Raw genomic sequence first — 16119 nt, 5'->3', positions numbered from 1 at the left:
GTGACCCGCCCCGTGACCCGCCCCGCCCCCGCCGTGGAAAGCACCCCCCCAGGAGCCCGCCCGATGACCGCCGCCGCGCCCGGCCGCCGCCCCGGCCCCGTCACCGTCCGCGTCCCCGCCAAGGTCAACGTCCAGCTCGCGGTCGGCGGCCGCCGCCCCGACGGCTTCCACGACCTCGCCAACGTCTTCCTCGCGGTCGGCCTCTACGACGAGGTGACGGCCACCCCCGCCGACACCCTCACCCTCACCTGCTCCGGCCCGGACGCCGACCAGGTGCCGCTGGACGCCTCCAACCTCGCCGCCCGCGCCGCCACCGCGCTCGCCGCCCGCCACGGCCTGGAGCCCCGCGTCCACCTCCACATCGCCAAGGACATCCCGGTCGCCGGCGGGATGGCCGGCGGCAGCGCGGACGCCGCCGCCGCCCTCCTGGCCTGCGACACCCTCTGGGGAACGCACACCAGCCGGGACGAACTCCTCGCCCTCTGCGCCGAGTTGGGCAGCGACGTCCCCTTCAGCCTGGTCGGCGGCGCCGCCCTCGGCCGGGGCCGCGGCGAACTCCTCGAACCCCTCCCCGTCGGCGGCACCTTCCACTGGGTCTTCGCCGTCGCCGACGGCGGCCTCTCCACCCCCGCCGTCTACAAGGAGTGCGACCGCCTCCGCGACGCCACGGGCCAGGGCGCCACCACCGCCGACATCCCCGACCCCGAGCCCTCCCCGGCCCTCCTCGCCGCCCTCCGCACCGGCGACCCCGCCGCCCTCGCCGCCGCCCTGGACAACGACCTCCAGCCCGCGGCCCTCTCCCTCCGCCCCTCCCTCGCGGCCACCCTCACCGCCGGCACCGCCGCCGGCGCCCTCGCCGCCCTGGTCTCCGGCTCCGGCCCCACCACTGCCTTCCTCGCCGCCACCCCCGAGGACGCCGACCGCATCGCCACCACCCTCCGCACCTCCGGCACCTGCCGCACCGCCCGCCCCACCACCGGCCCGGCACCGGGGGCCACGGTCGTCAGCGGGGCGTGAACGGTCCCCAACTGCCCACTGCCAGCGGGCAGTTGGGGTCACCAGGGTGACCCCGCTCGTGCGGGCCGGCCGTAACGGCGGAAGCGGCCCGCGTACCGGACCTGCCACGGCTCGACCGGCGGCGTGCGCGGAACGGTTCCGGGCGGACCCGCCGAGGCCAGCGCGGTGAACAGCGCGATCAACTCGGGAAGCAGCGCCTCACCCGCCGCGGTCGGCGGTCCGTCCGCCCCGTCCGCCGCCCCGGCCGGAGCCGGAGAGCGGGCAGCGGCGCCGCGAGCCTCCCCAGCACGGCCCCCACCGCCGCCCGGTCCGCCCCGCCAGGCCGCCACTCCCCGGCCTCCAGCCACCCCCGCACCCGCCCGGCCTCCCGGCCCAGCGCCCGCGCCCACAACCCCGACGCCGCCAGGTCACCCGCCCGATGACCCGTCATATTGACTGACCCGTCCGGTAGTTCATGAACCAGTGCGTACCGAAATAGCGGGCCATCGTAAAAGGGTGCTCCGGGTCGACGAGCACCCGGCACACGAACTCCGCGGCCCCGCAGTCGAAGCGGACATCCCCGTCATCGAAGGAACGGACCACCACGGGCCAACGGTCGGGATCGTCGCCCTCGACCCGCCAGCAGTACAGCTCCTCGTGCTCCGTCCCCGCCCAGATCAGCAGCCCGTCCGCCCTCGGACCCGTCCTCGGCTCCTGGCGCAGGTCCAGAAACGCGTCGAAGGCACCCGCGCCGAACGTCTCCACCATGCGCTTGTAGTCGCCTGGCAGCGCGGTGCCCAGCCGCGACTCCATCCCCACCCAGTCCACATCCGGCCGCCGGGCGGCCTCCGCCCACCCGGTGATCCCTCGCAGCCGCCCCACCCAGTCAGCGTCCTCTTCCTCGCCGTCACGCGGTGCGACCGCCCAGGCTCCCGGCACCTCCCTGCGCGCGACCGCCAGCACCGCCCGCTCGCCCCCCTCGGCATCCCGCGTCGTCCCCGCGCCGACCCACTGATCCCCGTACGCCCAGGCCCGTAGCGTCACGGCCCGGTCGCCGAAGGGCGAGAGGAGCGCCGCGCCCCTGGACGCGTCGACCGCCGGATCGGTGCGGCCGTCGAGCACGAGGGTGCGCGGGGCGCCGTACCGGTCGGTGAGCAGGTCGGTCAGCTCCTCCGGGTCCAGGTCGCCGGGCAGGTAGAGGTGGCCGCCCGCCGGGCCGAGCTGGTCCAGCAGGTCGTTGAGGGCGGCTTGCGTGAGCTCCATGGCGGCCAGTGAAGCGCACCGCACTGACAACTGTGGGCCGTCTGTGGCAACGGGGCCCGCGCCCGCTCGCGCCTGCCGCCAGGTCGCCCCCATCCGGCTGGACAATGTGCCGGTCAGGGGCAGTGGCGTGTCCGAGCGGCATCGAAAGGGACGACGACCGATGGACAGAGGAGGACGTCTCGACCGTCGAACGCTTCTCGCCGGCGGCCTTGCGAGTGCCGCGGCCGCCCTCACAGGGTGCTCGTCGACAAGGACCGCCCAGGCATCGGCCACCACGTCGCCGAGCCCGAGCCCGAGCCCGAGCCCGAGTACCCCTGCCGCGGCCTTCACGAGACTGATGGAAGGCAACAAGCGCTGGGTGAGCGGAAACCTCCAGCACCCCGACCGGGACCCGGACCGGCGCCAGTTCGTGTCCCAGCAGCAGAAGCCTTTCGGGGCGATCCTCTCGTGCATCGACTCCCGCGTGCCGCCGGAACTCCTCTTCGATACCGGCCTGGGCGACCTGTACGTGCTGCGCACGGGCGGGGAAGCCGTCGGCCCGGTGGTCACCGGTTCCGCCGAGTACGGGCCCCTGACCAGCGGCACCCCGCTCCTCATGGTGCTCGGCCACCAGCACTGCGGCGCCGTCAAGGCGGCGTACACGTCCATCCGTGACGGCAAACCGCTGTCCGGCAACCTCCAGGCGATCACCAAGGCCCTGCAGCCGGCGTACGAGCAGGCCGCCCGGCAAGGCGGCGCCGACCCCGTCGAGACCATGGCCCGCGCCCAGGTGAAGCTGACCGCCACCGACCTCCGCGCCAACCGGGACCTCGCCCCCCTCGTCAAAAAGGGCGCCCTCGCCGTGGTCGGCGCCTACTACTCGCTCGACACCGGCAAGGTCGAAATCCTGACCGGCGCCCCTTCCTGAACCGGCGCGCCAGCCGTACGTGCCTACGACCCCAACTGCCCCGCCACCCGCCTGCGCAGGGCCGTGGCCCGGGGGTCGGTGTACGGGGTGAGGTGCGACAGGGCCTCGGTCCAGTGGACGCGGGCCGCCTCGGGGTCCGCCGGGGAGACGGCGGCGGCCAGGCAGTCCAGTTCGACGGCGAGTTGCCACGCGTCCCCAAGGTCGCGGTGGGCGGCGGCGGCGCGCCGGTGGAAGCCGGCGGCCTCGCCGGGGCGGCCCAGTGCGGCGTACGTCCGCCCCGTACCGCGCCAGGCCAGCGCCTCGCGGCTGCGGTCGCCGAGGCGCCGGTGGAGCATGGCCGACCGCTGGAAGGAGGCCAGCGCGTCGCCGTACTGCCCGGTGTCGCGCTGCACATCGCCCAGGGTGAGCAGCCAGAAGCCTTCCAGCCCGCGATTGCGCAGGCCGAGCGCGACACCGAGGGCCTCGTCGAGGGCCGCCCGGGCCGAGGCGTGCTCGTCCCGTTCGTGGTGGAGCCGGGCGGTGAGCCACAGGGCGTTGCCGATGCTCTGCTGGTTCTCCAAGGCGCGGTGTGCGGTGAGGGCGGCGCGTACCGCCGCGTCCGCTTCCTGGAGGCGCCCGGCTTCCAGATGGGTTCCGGCGAGGTTGGAGAGGGTGGTGGCGGCCCAGTGTTCCCCGCCCGCGTCGCGGACGGCGCGGAAGATGCCGAGGGCCTGCGTGAAGTCGGCGGCGGCGGCGTCGAGCCGGCGGGTGCGCAGATGGAGCAGTCCGAGGAGATTGAGCGCGTGTGCCTCGTCCATCCGCTTCCCGGTGGCGCGGGCGAGATCGAGGGCGCGGCCCAAGTGGTCGGCGGCAGGGCCGAGTTGATTCACGGACCGGTACGACATGCCGAGCTGGTTGAGCAGCAGCAGCTGCCCGTCGGTGTCGTCCGCCCGCTCGGCCGACGCCAGGCCGAGGTGGGCGAAACCGAGCCAGTCGGCGTGCGCGGCCGAAGCCGCCAGCGCGTTCCAGGCGGTGGCGGTCAGCTGCCAGGCGTGCCGGTGGAGTCCGGCCGCGGCCGCGGCGCGTACGAGGTGGGGGAAAGTGGGGCGTTCGCGTTCCGCCCAGTCGGCGGCGGCGTCGTAGTCGGCGAAGGCCAGTGGCGGCAGGGGTGTGGTGGACCGGGGGAGCGGCAGGTGCTCCTCGCCGGGCTGGAGCCAGGTCTGCGCCGCGTCCGCGGTGTGCAGGTACCAGTCCAGGACGCGCCGCAGGGCGGCTTCCCGCTCCTCGGCCGGTTCCTCGTCGTGCGCCTGGTCGGCGGCGTAGGCGCGCAGCAGATCGTGGAACTGGTAGCGGTCGGGCCCGGTCTGCTCCAGCAGGTGGGCGCCGACGAGGTCGTCGAGGAGCTGCCGGGCGCGTCCGAGGCCGAGGCCCGCGAGCGCGGCGGCCGCGGGCAGCCCGAATTCCGGCCCCGGGTGCAGCCCGAGAAGCCGGAAGAGGGTGCCGGAGTGCGGCGGCAGTGCGCGGTAGGACCAGGCGAAGACCGTCCGCACCGCCTCGGCCTCGTCATCGATGCCGGTACTGAGCGCGTCCCAGAGCGCGGACTCGTCGTGCAGATCGGCCAGCAGGTCGTCCAGGCTCAAGTGCGGGTGGCTGGCGGCGCGCTCGGCCGCTATCCGCAGGGCGAGCGGGAGGTGCGCGCACAGCCGCGCCAGCTCGGTCAGCTGATCCGGGTCGTCCCCCGGCCGGTAGTCCTGGGTGACGGCCCGCAGCAGGGCGACGGCTTCCGGCTCGGGCAGCGTGCCGAGCGTGATCCGGCGCGCGCCGTCGCGCACGGTCAGGCCGGCCAGGCGGTTGCGGCTGGTCACCAGGACGAGGCTGTCCCCGCTGCCGGGCAGCAGCGGCCGGACCTGGCCGACCGTGGCGGCGTTGTCCAGCACGATGAGCATCCGGCGGTCCGCGAGCAGGGAGCGGTACAGCGCGGCCGCGTCGTCCACGTCCCGCGGTACGTCGCCCGCCGCCACCCCGAGCGCCCGCAGGAAGCCGCGCAGCGCCTGCTCGGCGGTGACCGGCTCGCGCGGATCGTAGCCCCGCAGATTCACGAACAGCTGCCCGTCGGGGAAGCGGTCCTTGACCTGGTGGGCCCAGTGCAGGACGAGCGAGGTCTTGCCCGCCCCGGCCGTACCGGCCACCACGTGCACGGACACCACGACCTGCCCGCCGCCCCGCCCCGTCAGGACGGCGTTCAACTGCCCCAGCTCGGCCGTCCGGTTGACGAACGCCGGCACGTCCGCGGGGAGCTGCCGGGGCACGGTCCCCGGCGCACGGCCCGCCCCCTCCGCCGCCCCGTGGAATGAATGCCGCCGGAGACGCTCCCGGCCTGCACGACGTCACGGGACGTCCCGGAGACATCGTTGGCCGCGTCCCCGGACCATCCGCTGGCGTCCGCCGGCATACCGATCGCTACGTCCTTCCCGGTCAGGCCGCCGGGGGCGGCGGCAGCGGCGCGACGACACGGTCGAAGTACGACGCGATGTCCTCCGCGGCCGCGTAGGCGCTTTGCACGTACGCCGTCCACGGGGCGACGATCCCGGGATCGGTGAAGCGGATCGCCCCGTCCGGTGCCCCGTCCTCGGTGTAGAGAACCTTGAAGAGCACCTTGCCGTCCTGAATCGTCAGCTCCGGCAGCAGCCCGCCGGCCTCGTCCGCCGCGACCTCCTTGGCGGACAGGACCCGCACCCGCTCCCCGTACTCGGCACTGATCCGCAGCGAATGCAGCTCGTACTGCAGATACGGCGTCAGCGGCTCCTCCACCACCCGCACCCGGTGGAACACCGAGCCGCGGGCCTCCTCGTCCGCCTGGATCCCGCGCAGGCTCTCCCGGCCCTCCTCGAGATGGCGCAGCACCGCCGCCCAGTCCCCGCGCCGCAACGCGTCCCGTGCCGGACTCCCCACCTCCTCGAAGTGCTGGAGCCGCTCCAGCTTCCAGGACTCGCCGTCGCGGATTGAGGCGTCCCGGGCACGGAAATCCCGCCGGTATTCCTCGCTGCTGAGCCGCTCCCCGCGCTCGGCGGGCAGCGCGGGGCGGTGGAGGTCACGCATCGGCGATGTCCGGCTTCGCCGCGCTGAGCATGCTGCCCGGGATGACGACGAGGCGTTCCCCGGCTCCCAGCGTTACGCCGTCGGGCAGGCGCGGGGCGTAGGCGTCGGTCAGATCGCGGCCGATGACGGCGATATCGCCGTTGCTGAGCTGCCAGATGTCCGGGCACTCGTCCCGGCCCTGGGAGTGACCCAGTTCCGCCGCGGACTTCCCCAGCCGTTTGACGAATAAGGCCGATGGATCGGCTTCCCACGTACGGGCCATGAGCGCACCTCCAGCTCCCTGATGTAACGCACCGCCACGGCTACGATACTGAGAGATCACGGCAAACGTCCCTCCACATCCGAGGAGTTGACGACGCCGAGGCAGAGGCCGCCACCCCGTGACCACCCCGTTGCCCTACCGTGTCCGCCCCTCGGCAACCGTCCGGCGCCCCGCGCGAGTCTGACGATGCATGACGGATTCTCGAACGGGTGGGCGGCGGCGTGCGGTTGGGGCCGGGTCGGCCGCCGTCCTGGTGGCAGTGCTCGGTGGTTCGGCGGTGGCCTGCGGGGCGGCGGGGTCGACCGATGCGGACCCGGACGCCCAAGGGGTGAAGCTGTCGTTCCAGGACACCCTGGACACCACCTACGTCCGCCAGGACACGGAGTCGGACGCCGGCGGCGCCGACAGCTCCAGCTTGCCGTCCGACCCGTATTACTTCTATTACGTCAATCTGGCGGCGAGCCGGCGTTCCCCGGGCAGCGGGCCGGCGGCGGCGGAGAACATCAAGGTGACGGTCGACTTCTCCGCCGCGAAGGCCGTGACGTTCCACACCGCGAATGTGAATCGGGACCTGGGCTGCAAGCGCTCCGGCGCTCTCCTCACCTGCGCCCCGAAGAACATCAAAGTCGGTTGGGACGCGAAGCTACGGCTGTTCACCATGTCACCGTGGAGCAAGGCGCCGAAGGGCCCGGCCGGCCATATCGACGTCACCGTCAGCAGCACCAACGCCCCCACCATCCACCACACCACCCAGGTGGTCATCGGCACGCCCTTCGTCACCGCACGCGTCACCCGGGGCCGGGGCGGCGTGGCCCCCGGCTCCGACGTGGCGGTGACGCCCGCCTTCCGCAACGAAGGGGACACCGGCATCCAGGGCGACCTCAACGTCGTCGTGGACGTCACGGGCCAGGCGACGCTGCGCAGGCAGTACCGCAACTGCCGCTACGACAAGGCCGACGCACCGACGAAGGCGGTGTGCACCCTCCCCGGCCCGCTGCCGGCCGGTACCGCGTACGAGACCGACCGGCCGTTCACGGCCACCACCACCCCGACCGGCAGGCAGGGACTGATCACCTACAGCCTCTACCCCGCCCGCGACACCCCCGTCCGCGCCCAGCTGCCCGACTCGGCCCCCCGGGGAACCGGCCCGGCACTCGGCTTCCGCCCGGCCGACGGCGGTGACTACTCCCCCTACTCCCGCGCCGGGCATTCCTCTGGGACCTTCCGGTTCATCACCACCCGCACCTACGACATGCAGGCCGACGCCTTCACCATCAAGGGCGCGGTGGGCGAGGAGATCAGCCTCGACGTGGTGGACGTGGACGGCTTCTCCGACGGCGTAAAGCAGTTCACCCTCCCGGAGGGCGTCGTCGTGGAGGGCCACCGCGAGGGGGAGTCGGGCGATCTCCTCTTCTGCGAGTACAGCGACCGGGCGAGCCGCAAGGTTTCGTGCCCCGGTTCCACCAGCATCGATCCCGTCCTCCGGGTCCGCATCGCCAAGCGCGTCGAGGGCGCGAAGGGCTCGGTCTACGTGGAACCCGATCCGAGGCACCCGGACCCGGACCTGACGAACAACACCGCCCCGATCACGGTGGAGTACACCGACTGACGGCTGACGGGGCCCCGCCCGGCGCCCGGGCGTTCAGGGCCGGTCCGCCTCCGGGCCGCCGGTGCGGCAGTCGCGGCACAGGCCCGGGGCCGGGGCCCGGAAGGCCCGCTCGCAGCCGTCGCAGGTGTGGAAGGGGTCCGGGCGTGCGGGGGCGGGTGGGGCAGAGGGGAGGGGCGGTGGCAGCAGCGCGGTGAGGCGGTGGGCGAGCAGGGCCGCCGGGTTGCGGAGGGCGGGCGGCAGGTCGGCGGTGAGGGTGCGGCGCACGGCCTCGGGCGGCGCCTCGCGTTCGAGCCACGACGCCACGGCCGGGGTGAGGCGCGCCACCTCCGCCTCGGAGAGCAGCAGCCGCGGATCGTCGCACCGCAGGCCCGCCAGGATGCGGTGGGCCAGGCGCGTACCCGCCGGGTCCGGGCGGCGCGGTGCGGGCAGCGGCGTACGTACGGGTTTCGGGTTCGGCTTCGGCCCGGCGTCCCGCTCGGCCGCCCGGGGGGCGGGACGAGGTGCGTTACGGGGCGCGGTACGGGACGTGGGCCGGGGCGCGGGTCGCGTTACGGCACGGGGTGCGGGGTGGCGGGGCGCTGCCGCGCCCGGCTGGTTGTACGAGACCGTGCGCGTCACCACCCGCCCGTTCGGCAGCCGCTCCCGCGTGCGCGCCAGGTAACCGGCCGCCTCAAGCTCCCGCAGCGCGGCGGCGATACGGGCCTCGCTCTCCGGGAAGCGGGCGGTCAGGCACTTGATGCCGATGCGCGCCCCGGCGGGCAGCGACTGGATGTGCACGGCGAGCCCGATCGCGACGAGCGTCAGCCCGCGATGCTGGGCGAGGTGGTTGCCAACGATGGTGTAGCGGCTGGTGTGACGGAAGTTGACGTGGACGACGCCGGACGAGGATGTCGGCGCGGGAACACGGGACGCGGCGCGCGAGGGCGCGCTAACCTGATGCGGAGCCATCGGGAAGGTGCTTTCTTCCTTGTTGGTTAGGCCCTCGTTCGGGATGCCAGTCCCGGCCGGGGGCCGAAGCATGTGTGCACTTGTGCACGTGACGCGGCGAGCATATGCCCATCAACCTCCCGGAAATCCAGCTGAGTTGGCGCACGTCACCCGTGTGGGTGGCGGGACGCCCGGGAGGCCGGTGGGGTTGGGTGAGGTACTTCCCCGGGTCCTTAAAGCCTTTACGTCGCGCCGCACCGGGACTCGCCCCACCGGGTCGCGGAAACCCACGATCCGGTGCCCGCCCCGCACACCCACACGTGCGTATTGTGACGAAACGCTCACGAGGCGGAACGGCGCGGGCGTAGCGTGCCGGGGAATCGGGTTGTACGGGACAACTCGTGCACAGCGGTGGTGAGTTATGCCCCCTCGCAAGGACACCAACCCCTCGGCCAGCGTTCCGTGCTTCTACGGCGCGGAGCTGCGCTACCTCCGGGAACAGGCCGGCCTGACGCTGGAGCAACTGGCAGAAGGCAGCTTCCGCGGTATCTCGCTGCTCAGCCAGATCGAGCGCGGTGAACGCAGCATGCCGATGGATCTGGCCCTCTACGTCGACAAGAAGCTCACGACGAACGGGTTTTTCGAGCGCCGCTGCGAGGCGGTGGCGAGAGCCCGCCGAGCCGGTCACGCCGAGTATTTCGGTGACGTACTGGAGATGGAGCAGCGCGCGGAGACGATTGAGGAATGGGCACCGATGCTCGTTCCGGGTCTGCTTCAGACACCGGCGTATACGCGGGCGGTCGTGCGGGCGGCCATGCCGAGGGCCTCGGACGAAGAGGTGGAGGAGAAGGTGAACGCCCGTGTGGAGCGGGCAGGGCTCTTCGACTCCCAGGACCCGCCGAAGTTCTGGGCGATCATCGATGAGTCGCTGATCCATCGTCCGGCGCTCGCTCCCGAGCACATGGCGGAGTTGTTGGAGCACGTCGCAAAGGTCATCAGGGCCACGCACTCGATTCTTCAGGTCCTCCCGGAATCCGGGGGCCTGCGTCCGCTCATGATGGGCGAGTTCCGCCTCATGACCTTCCCGGATGCACCTCCGGTGGTCTACGCGGAGAGCCTGCACAGCGGGCAAGTGATCGACTATCCGCCGCTCGTGAAGCAGTATCGCGAGTCGTACGATCTGCTCAGGGCCGCCGCACTGTCGCCCGCGGCGTCTCTGTCCATGATCGAGACAGCGCCAGGGGACTATCGAAATGGCAAGCGCAGCACGCGACTTCAGTAGCGTTTCATGGCGTAAGAGCAGCTACAGCAACGGCACCGGCGGCAACTGCGTCGAGGTCTCGGACGGCCTGCCCGGGATCGTCCCCGTCCGGGACAGCAAGGACCCGTCCGGGCCCGCGCTGGTGTTCTCCGCCGCCGGCTGGTCGTCGTTCGTCGCGGCCGTGAAGGGCGATGCCTACAGCTCGTCGATGGCGGTCAGGTCGATGTCGATCGGGTAAGGCACGCTGAGCTTGACGCGGTCGTGGTAAATGCCGGTCAGCGCGTACGTGCCGGTGGCCTCGCCGAGCTCGTGGACCTGGACGACCGGGTGGTCGTCCAGGCCCGCCATGTCGACCAGCCAGAAGTGGGGGATGCCCGCCGCGGCGTATTTGCGCGGTTTGGCGTCGCGGTCGCGGGCTTCGGAGTCCGGTGAGACCACCTCGATGGCGAGCAGGACGTCGGCTGCCTTGAAGTGGGTCTGGCGCCGGCCGGTGACAGCTTCGGCACGCACGACGGAGATGTCCGGCTCGGGACCGTTGCGCTTGTCGATCACGACGGTCATCTCCCGCTTGACCTTCACCTCGGGTGGCGCGGTACTCAGCAGGCCGGAGAACAAGACGTGCATCACATCGGTGTGGAAGACGCGCTGCGGACTCACGAAGACCAGGCTCCCGTCGATCAACTCTGTGTGCGGCGGGAGATCCGGCAGTGTGAACAGGTCGTCCACGGTGTAGCCGGCCGGGGGCGGCACCGGCCAGGGGTGGTGCTCGACGGACTCGGCGATCATGGTTCCTCCCATGGACGAGATCCTGCTGCCTGCCTTTCAAGGTAGCGGCGATATCCCCCTCACGTCATCACAAAGAGTGACTGGCCCCGCGCACGCCCCCTGATGGCCCCGCCCGTCCTCCCCCGAAGGGGTCCGCGCGCCGGCGACTACCCTGGAGGCTGATCGATCCCCGGATCAGGGATTCACAGACCAGGAGTGAGATGGCCGCCAACCTCGTCAATCTGGAAGCCGTCGACAAGGTGTACGGGACGCGTGCGCTGCTCGACGGTGTCTCCCTCGGCGTCAATGAGGGGGACCGGATCGGCGTCGTGGGCCGTAACGGCGACGGCAAGACCACGCTGATCCGGATTCTGGCCAAGCTGGAGAGTGCCGACACCGGGCGGGTCACGCACGCCGGTGACCTGCGGCTGGGCGTGCTGACCCAGCACGATTCGCTGGATCCGGCGGCGACGATCCGGCACGAGGTGATCGGGGACCTCGCCGATCACGAGTGGGCCGGGAACGCCAAGATCCGGGACGTGCTGACCGGGCTGTTCGGCGATCTGCACCTGCCCGGCTTCACGCAGGGGCTGGACACCGTCATCGGGCCGCTGTCCGGTGGCGAGCGGCGGCGGATCGCGCTGGCGAAGCTGCTGATCGCCGAGCAGGACCTGATCGTGCTGGACGAGCCCACCAACCACCTGGACGTGGAGGGCATCTCCTGGCTGGCCCGGCATCTGGCGGGGCGGCGGTCGGCGCTGGTGGTCGTCACCCACGACCGGTGGTTCCTGGACCAGGTGGCGACGCGGATGTGGGACGTCCAGCGCGGCACCGTCCACGAGTACGAGGGCGGGTACTCCGACTACGTCTTCGCGCGCGCCGAGCGGGAGCGGATCGCGGCCACCGAGGAGGCCAAGCGGCAGAACCTCATGCGCAAGGAGCTGGCGTGGCTGCGGCGCGGCGCTCCGGCCCGTACGAGCAAGCCGCGGTTCCGGATCGAGGCGGCGAACGAGCTGATCGCGGACGTGCCGCCGCCGCGCGACACCTCCGAGCTGATGAAGTTCGCCAGCTCGCGGCTGGGCAAGACGGTCTTCGAGCTGGAGGACGTCACCGTCCAGGCCGGGCCGAAGGTGCTGATCAAGCATCTGACGTGGCAGCTGGGCCCCGGGGACCGGATCGGGCTGGTCGGCGTGAACGGCGCGGGCAAGACCTCGCTGCTGCGGACGCTGGAGGCGGCGGCCCGCAGCGACGGCGAGCGGCAGCCGGTGGGCGGCAAGGTGATCGTCGGCAAGACCGTGAAGCTGGCGTACCTCTCGCAGGAGGTCGCGGAGCTGAATCCGGCGCTGCGGGTGCTGGAGGCCGTCCAGCAGGTGCGGGACCGCGTCGATCTCGGCAAGGGCCGGGAGATGACCGCGGGCCAGCTGTGCGAGAAGTTCGGCTTCACGAAGGAGAAGCAGTGGACGCCGGTCGGCGACCTGTCCGGCGGTGAGCGGCGGCGGCTCCAGCTGCTGCGGCTGCTGATGGACGAGCCGAATGTGCTGTTCCTGGACGAGCCGACGAACGATCTCGATATCGAGACGCTGACGCAGTTGGAAGACCTGCTCGATGGCTGGCCGGGGTCGATGATCGTCATCAGCCACGACCGGTACTTCATCGAGCGGACCACGGACCGGATCTTCGCGCTGCTCGGCGACGCGGCGCTGCGGATGCTGCCGCGCGGGCTGGACGAGTATCTGGAGCGGCGGCAGAAGGTGATCGACGCGGCGGCGCCGGCGCCCGCGCAGCCGGCCGCCGCGGCGCCGAAGAAGCCCGCCGCCGTCAACCGCGCGGCGCAGAAGGAACTCCAGCGCATCGAGCGCCAGCTGGACAAGATCGGCGAGCAGGAGGCGGCGCTGCACGCGCGGATGGCCGAGCACGCCACCGACTTCGAGAAGATCGCCGGGATGGACGCGGAACTGCGCGAACTGGGCGCCAAGCGCGAGGAATTGGAGATGCGGTGGCTGGAGCTGGCCGAGGACGCGTAACGCCTGACGGGTAACCGGCGAGGCGCCCTCCGCGTGAGCCCGCCGACGCCCCGAAGGGCGGCTCTCGGCCCCGATCGGGCTGGATTCCCGCGTTCCGGTGGTCTTCTCCGGCCGAGGGGGCGCGCTTCGGCGGCCGAGCGTGTAGCTTCCGGGAACACCCAGCGAGTCGGTGCAGTCGGGGAGTTGAGGGGGTCGGCATGGGCGTGCGGCTCATGGTGGTCGACGAACACCGCCTGCTCGCCGAGGCGCTCGCCTCGGCCCTGAAGCTGCGCGGGCACCGCGTACTGGCGGCCGCCGCGCCCAGCGCCGGGGCCGCGGAGCTGGTGGTGAGCCGGGCGCCCGAGGTGTGCCTGCTGGGCACCTCGGGGCCGGAGGGGCCGGGGGTCTTCGACCCGGTCGTACGGATCAAGAAGGAGCGGCCGCAGATCGCCGTGGTGGTGCTCGGGCCGGTGCCCAGCCCGCGCGGCATCGCCGCCGCCTTCGCCGCGGGCGCCTCCGGCTATGTACGCAACGACGAGCGCATCGAGGGCGTCGAACGGGCCATGATCAAGGCGCGGGCGGGGGAGGCGGCGGTCGCCCCGCAACTGCTCCAGCAGGCGTTCGAGGAGCTGCTGCACCCGGCCGCGCAGCCCGACGACGAGGGCGCGCGGCTGCTGTCGCTGCTCACCCCGCGCGAGGTGGAGGTGCTGGTCCGGGTCGCCGAGGGCGAGGACACCCGGGTGATCGCGGCGGGGATGGACATCGCGCCGAGCACCGCCCGCACCCACGTCCAGCGGGTGCTGATGAAGCTGGAGGTGGGCTCGCGGCTGGAGGCGGCGGCGCTGGCGGCCCGCACGGGGCTGCTGGAGCGCGTCCAGAGGGGGCAGCGGGGGCAGCCGGGTCAGCCTGTCGTACCGCCGCCGCGGCCCTCCTCCTGACCGTCCGCCGGTGGCGGGACGGCCGGCCGCAGCTTCAGCCAGACCAGGAAGAACACCCCGAGCGCCAGCATGCCCAGGCCCGTCCAGAGGTTGATGTTGATGTCCTGGGCCTTGCGCAGGTCGGCGTCGGAGGCGGTGATCCCGGCGCCGGTGACCAGTACGCCGTAGAGGGTGAACAGGCCGCCGATGATGAGCCGGATGTCGAAGAGCCGGGTGGCGGTGGCCGAGGAGCGTTCCAGCTCGCTCACGTCGTCGTGCGGTTGGGACATGGCGGGGTCTCCGGTCGGGTCAGAGCGAGTAGGGCAGGTAGCAGAGCGCGGCCAGCACGACGGCGCCCCAGCCGAGCAGCGCGGGCTTGCGGTACCAGGCGTCATCGCCCTCGGCCGGCGGCTCGGCGAGCCCCGGCGCCGTCGTCCCGTAGACGAGACCGGCGAGTTCGGCGGACGGCTTGGGCGCGGTGAAGAGCGTGACCAGGACCATGACCACGGCACCGGCGACGAAGCCGACGATGGCCGAGACGAAGTTCGCGCCCTGGTCCGTCGGTATGGAGATCACGCCCTGCTTGTAGATCCAGAAGTAGTTGACCATCGCTGCGGTGGTGCCCGCGAGCAGCCCCCACACACCGGACTTCATCGACGCCCGCTTCCAGAACATCCCGATGATGAAGACCACGAACATCGGCACGTTGAAGAAGGAGAAGAGGGTCTGGAGGTAGCCCATGATGTTGGAGAACGACGAGGCGATGAAGGCCGTCCCGATGGACGCCAGCACCCCGATCGCGGTGATCAGCCGGCCGAAGCGGAGGTAGTACGCGTCGGGCCGGCCGGTCTTCACGTACTTCGCCCAGATGTCGTAGGTGAAGACGGTGTTGAACGACGAGACGTTCGCGGCCATACCGGCCATGAAGGCGGCCAGCAGACCGGTGACGGCCAGGCCCAGCACGCCGTTGGGCAGCAGCTCCTGCATGAGGTACGGGATCGCGTCGTTGTACTGGAGGCCGCCCGGGGCGCCGATCTTCGGGACGAGGACGGCGGCGACCAGGCCCGGGATCATCACCAGGAAGACGATGAACATCTTCGGGAAGGCGGCGATCAGCGGGGTGCGGCGGGCGGCCGAGAGGTTCTTCGCGGACAGCGCGCGCTGCACCTCGGCGAAGTTCGTCGTCCAGTAGCCGAAGGAGAGCACGAAGCCCAGGCCGAGGACGATGGTCAGCCAGTTGGCGCCCAGCGGATTGGCCTCGCCGATGCCCGTACCGCCCCAGGCGGTGAGGAAGTCGGGCCCGTGCGCGTCGGTCAGCGCGTGGGTCAGGCCGCCCCAGCCGCCGACCCGCTTCAGGCCGAGGACGGCCAGCGGGATCAGCGCGGCGAGGATCACGAAGAACTGCAGCACCTCGTTGTAGATCGCCGAGGAGAGCCCGCCGATGGTGATGTACGCCAGCACGAACAGCCCGGCGACGACGATCGCCACCCACTGCGGCCAGCCCAGCAGCGCCTCGACGACGATCGACAGGGCGTAGAGGTTCACGCCCGCGATCAGCACCGCGGCGAACGCGAACAGCACCGAGCTGAGCAGATGCGCCGACCGGTCGAAGCGCTGGAGCAGGAACTCCGGTACGGAGCGGACCTTCGAGCGGTAGTAGAACGGCATCATCACCAGGCCCAGGAAGACCATGGCCGGGATCGCGCCGATCCAGTACCAGTGCACCACCGCGACGCCGTACTGCGCGCCGGTCGCCGCCATGCCCAGGATCTCGGTCGCGCCGAGGTTGGCGGCGACGAACGCCAGGCCGGTGACCCAGGCCGGCAGCGACCGCCCGGACAGGAAGAAGTCCAGACTCGTCCGCACGCTGCGCCGGGCGGCGAAGCCGATCCCGAGGACGACGGCGAAGTAGACGGCCAGGATCGCGTAGTCCAGCCCGTTGGTCGGGAGTCGTAGCCCTTCGGCCAGGGTGATCATGGGCCCTCTTTCCGGGACGCGGAAGCGAACGCGCGGCGGTGCGTGCACGGCGATGTGTGCACGGCGACGCGTGGACGGCGACGAACGCACAGAAACGTACGCACGCTTGGCCGAAAACTGAAGACTTTTGTTGGATTTGGTTTGGGGGAGGGGG

The 16119-nt window shown here is 71.9% G+C and carries 15 protein-coding genes; 7 read left to right on the top strand and 8 right to left on the bottom strand.

From position 1 onward, the window contains the following. Positions 1–63 precede the first annotated feature (63 nt). The gene (locus ADL22_RS27135; RefSeq protein WP_066985268.1) at positions 64–1017 is read left to right on the top strand and encodes a 4-(cytidine 5'-diphospho)-2-C-methyl-D-erythritol kinase; all 954 of its coding nucleotides are present in this window, start codon (positions 64–66) and stop codon (positions 1015–1017) included. A 426-nt stretch (positions 1018–1443) separates the two neighbouring features. Here the strand turns inward: ADL22_RS27135 and ADL22_RS27125 are convergent, their stop codons facing one another. Beyond that, positions 1444–2259 (bottom strand): hypothetical protein, encoded by an 816-nt coding sequence (locus ADL22_RS27125; protein ID WP_066985262.1) that lies wholly within the window; start codon positions 2257–2259, stop codon positions 1444–1446. Positions 2260–2596: 337 nt separating this feature from the next. On the opposite strand from ADL22_RS27125, the gene ADL22_RS27120 reads away from it, so the two are divergent. Continuing rightward, positions 2597–3166, top strand: coding sequence for a carbonic anhydrase (locus tag ADL22_RS27120; protein WP_066985259.1), 570 nt, complete (start codon positions 2597–2599; stop codon positions 3164–3166). Between the two features lie 23 nt (positions 3167–3189). Here the strand turns inward: ADL22_RS27120 and ADL22_RS27115 are convergent, their stop codons facing one another. From ADL22_RS27115 to ADL22_RS27105, 3 genes are all read right to left on the bottom strand, one after another. Continuing rightward, positions 3190–5454 (bottom strand): ATP-binding protein, encoded by a 2265-nt coding sequence (locus ADL22_RS27115; protein ID WP_234430869.1) that lies wholly within the window; start codon positions 5452–5454, stop codon positions 3190–3192. Between the two features lie 166 nt (positions 5455–5620). After that, positions 5621–6244 (bottom strand): DUF6879 family protein, encoded by a 624-nt coding sequence (locus tag ADL22_RS36740; protein ID WP_066985255.1) that lies wholly within the window; start codon positions 6242–6244, stop codon positions 5621–5623. Beyond that, positions 6237–6506: a hypothetical protein gene (locus tag ADL22_RS27105; protein ID WP_066985253.1), complete on the bottom strand. Its 270-nt coding sequence runs from the start codon at positions 6504–6506 to the stop codon at positions 6237–6239. Before ADL22_RS27105 ends, ADL22_RS36740 begins: the two co-directional genes overlap by 8 nt. A 253-nt stretch (positions 6507–6759) precedes the next feature. On the opposite strand from ADL22_RS27105, the gene ADL22_RS27100 reads away from it, so the two are divergent. Beyond that, complete coding sequence (locus ADL22_RS27100) at positions 6760–8115, top strand: hypothetical protein (protein ID WP_234430868.1); 1356 nt, start codon at positions 6760–6762, stop codon at positions 8113–8115. A 33-nt stretch (positions 8116–8148) separates the two neighbouring features. Here the strand turns inward: ADL22_RS27100 and ADL22_RS27095 are convergent, their stop codons facing one another. After that, positions 8149–9063 carry a DNA-binding protein gene (locus ADL22_RS27095; protein ID WP_066985247.1) on the bottom strand — a complete coding sequence of 305 codons (915 nt, stop codon included), beginning with the start codon at positions 9061–9063 and terminating at the stop codon, positions 8149–8151. Positions 9064–9463: 400 nt separating this feature from the next. On the opposite strand from ADL22_RS27095, the gene ADL22_RS27090 reads away from it, so the two are divergent. Both ADL22_RS27090 and ADL22_RS34250 read left to right on the top strand, forming a co-directional pair. Beyond that, complete coding sequence (locus ADL22_RS27090) at positions 9464–10324, top strand: helix-turn-helix domain-containing protein (RefSeq protein WP_066985244.1); 861 nt, start codon at positions 9464–9466, stop codon at positions 10322–10324. Further along, the gene (locus ADL22_RS34250; protein WP_079064470.1) at positions 10296–10541 is read left to right on the top strand and encodes a DUF397 domain-containing protein; all 246 of its coding nucleotides are present in this window, start codon (positions 10296–10298) and stop codon (positions 10539–10541) included. The genes ADL22_RS27090 and ADL22_RS34250 overlap by 29 nt, the downstream gene beginning before the upstream one ends. Here ADL22_RS34250 and ADL22_RS27085 read toward each other — a convergent pair. Beyond that, on the bottom strand, positions 10499–11089 hold the full coding sequence (locus ADL22_RS27085) for a Uma2 family endonuclease (protein WP_066985241.1): 591 nt from the start codon (positions 11087–11089) through the stop codon (positions 10499–10501). The genes ADL22_RS34250 and ADL22_RS27085 overlap by 43 nt on opposite strands. Positions 11090–11289: 200 nt before the next feature. Between ADL22_RS27085 and ADL22_RS27080 the strand changes: the two genes are divergently transcribed. Together ADL22_RS27080 and ADL22_RS27075 are read left to right on the top strand one after the other, a co-directional pair. Further along, complete coding sequence (locus tag ADL22_RS27080; protein ID WP_066985238.1) at positions 11290–13092, top strand: ABC-F family ATP-binding cassette domain-containing protein; 1803 nt, start codon at positions 11290–11292, stop codon at positions 13090–13092. A 197-nt stretch (positions 13093–13289) separates the two neighbouring features. Further along, positions 13290–14009 (top strand): response regulator transcription factor, encoded by a 720-nt coding sequence (locus ADL22_RS27075; RefSeq protein WP_066985235.1) that lies wholly within the window; start codon positions 13290–13292, stop codon positions 14007–14009. Here the strand turns inward: ADL22_RS27075 and ADL22_RS27070 are convergent. Together ADL22_RS27070 and ADL22_RS27065 are read right to left on the bottom strand one after the other, a co-directional pair. Continuing rightward, positions 13973–14278 carry a hypothetical protein gene (locus ADL22_RS27070; protein WP_066985233.1) on the bottom strand — a complete coding sequence of 102 codons (306 nt, stop codon included), beginning with the start codon at positions 14276–14278 and terminating at the stop codon, positions 13973–13975. The two genes, ADL22_RS27075 and ADL22_RS27070, sit on opposite strands and share 37 nt — an antisense overlap. A gap of 19 nt (positions 14279–14297) precedes the next feature. Then, on the bottom strand, positions 14298–15965 hold the full coding sequence (locus tag ADL22_RS27065; RefSeq protein ID WP_066985228.1) for a sodium:solute symporter family protein: 1668 nt from the start codon (positions 15963–15965) through the stop codon (positions 14298–14300). Positions 15966–16119 lie beyond the last annotated feature (154 nt).

The sequence above is a fragment of the Streptomyces sp. NRRL F-4489 genome (genome assembly GCF_001509485.1).
Taxonomy (GTDB): Bacteria; Actinomycetota; Actinomycetes; order Streptomycetales; family Streptomycetaceae; genus Streptomyces.
This window is presented reverse-complemented; position numbering and strand designations above follow the sequence as displayed.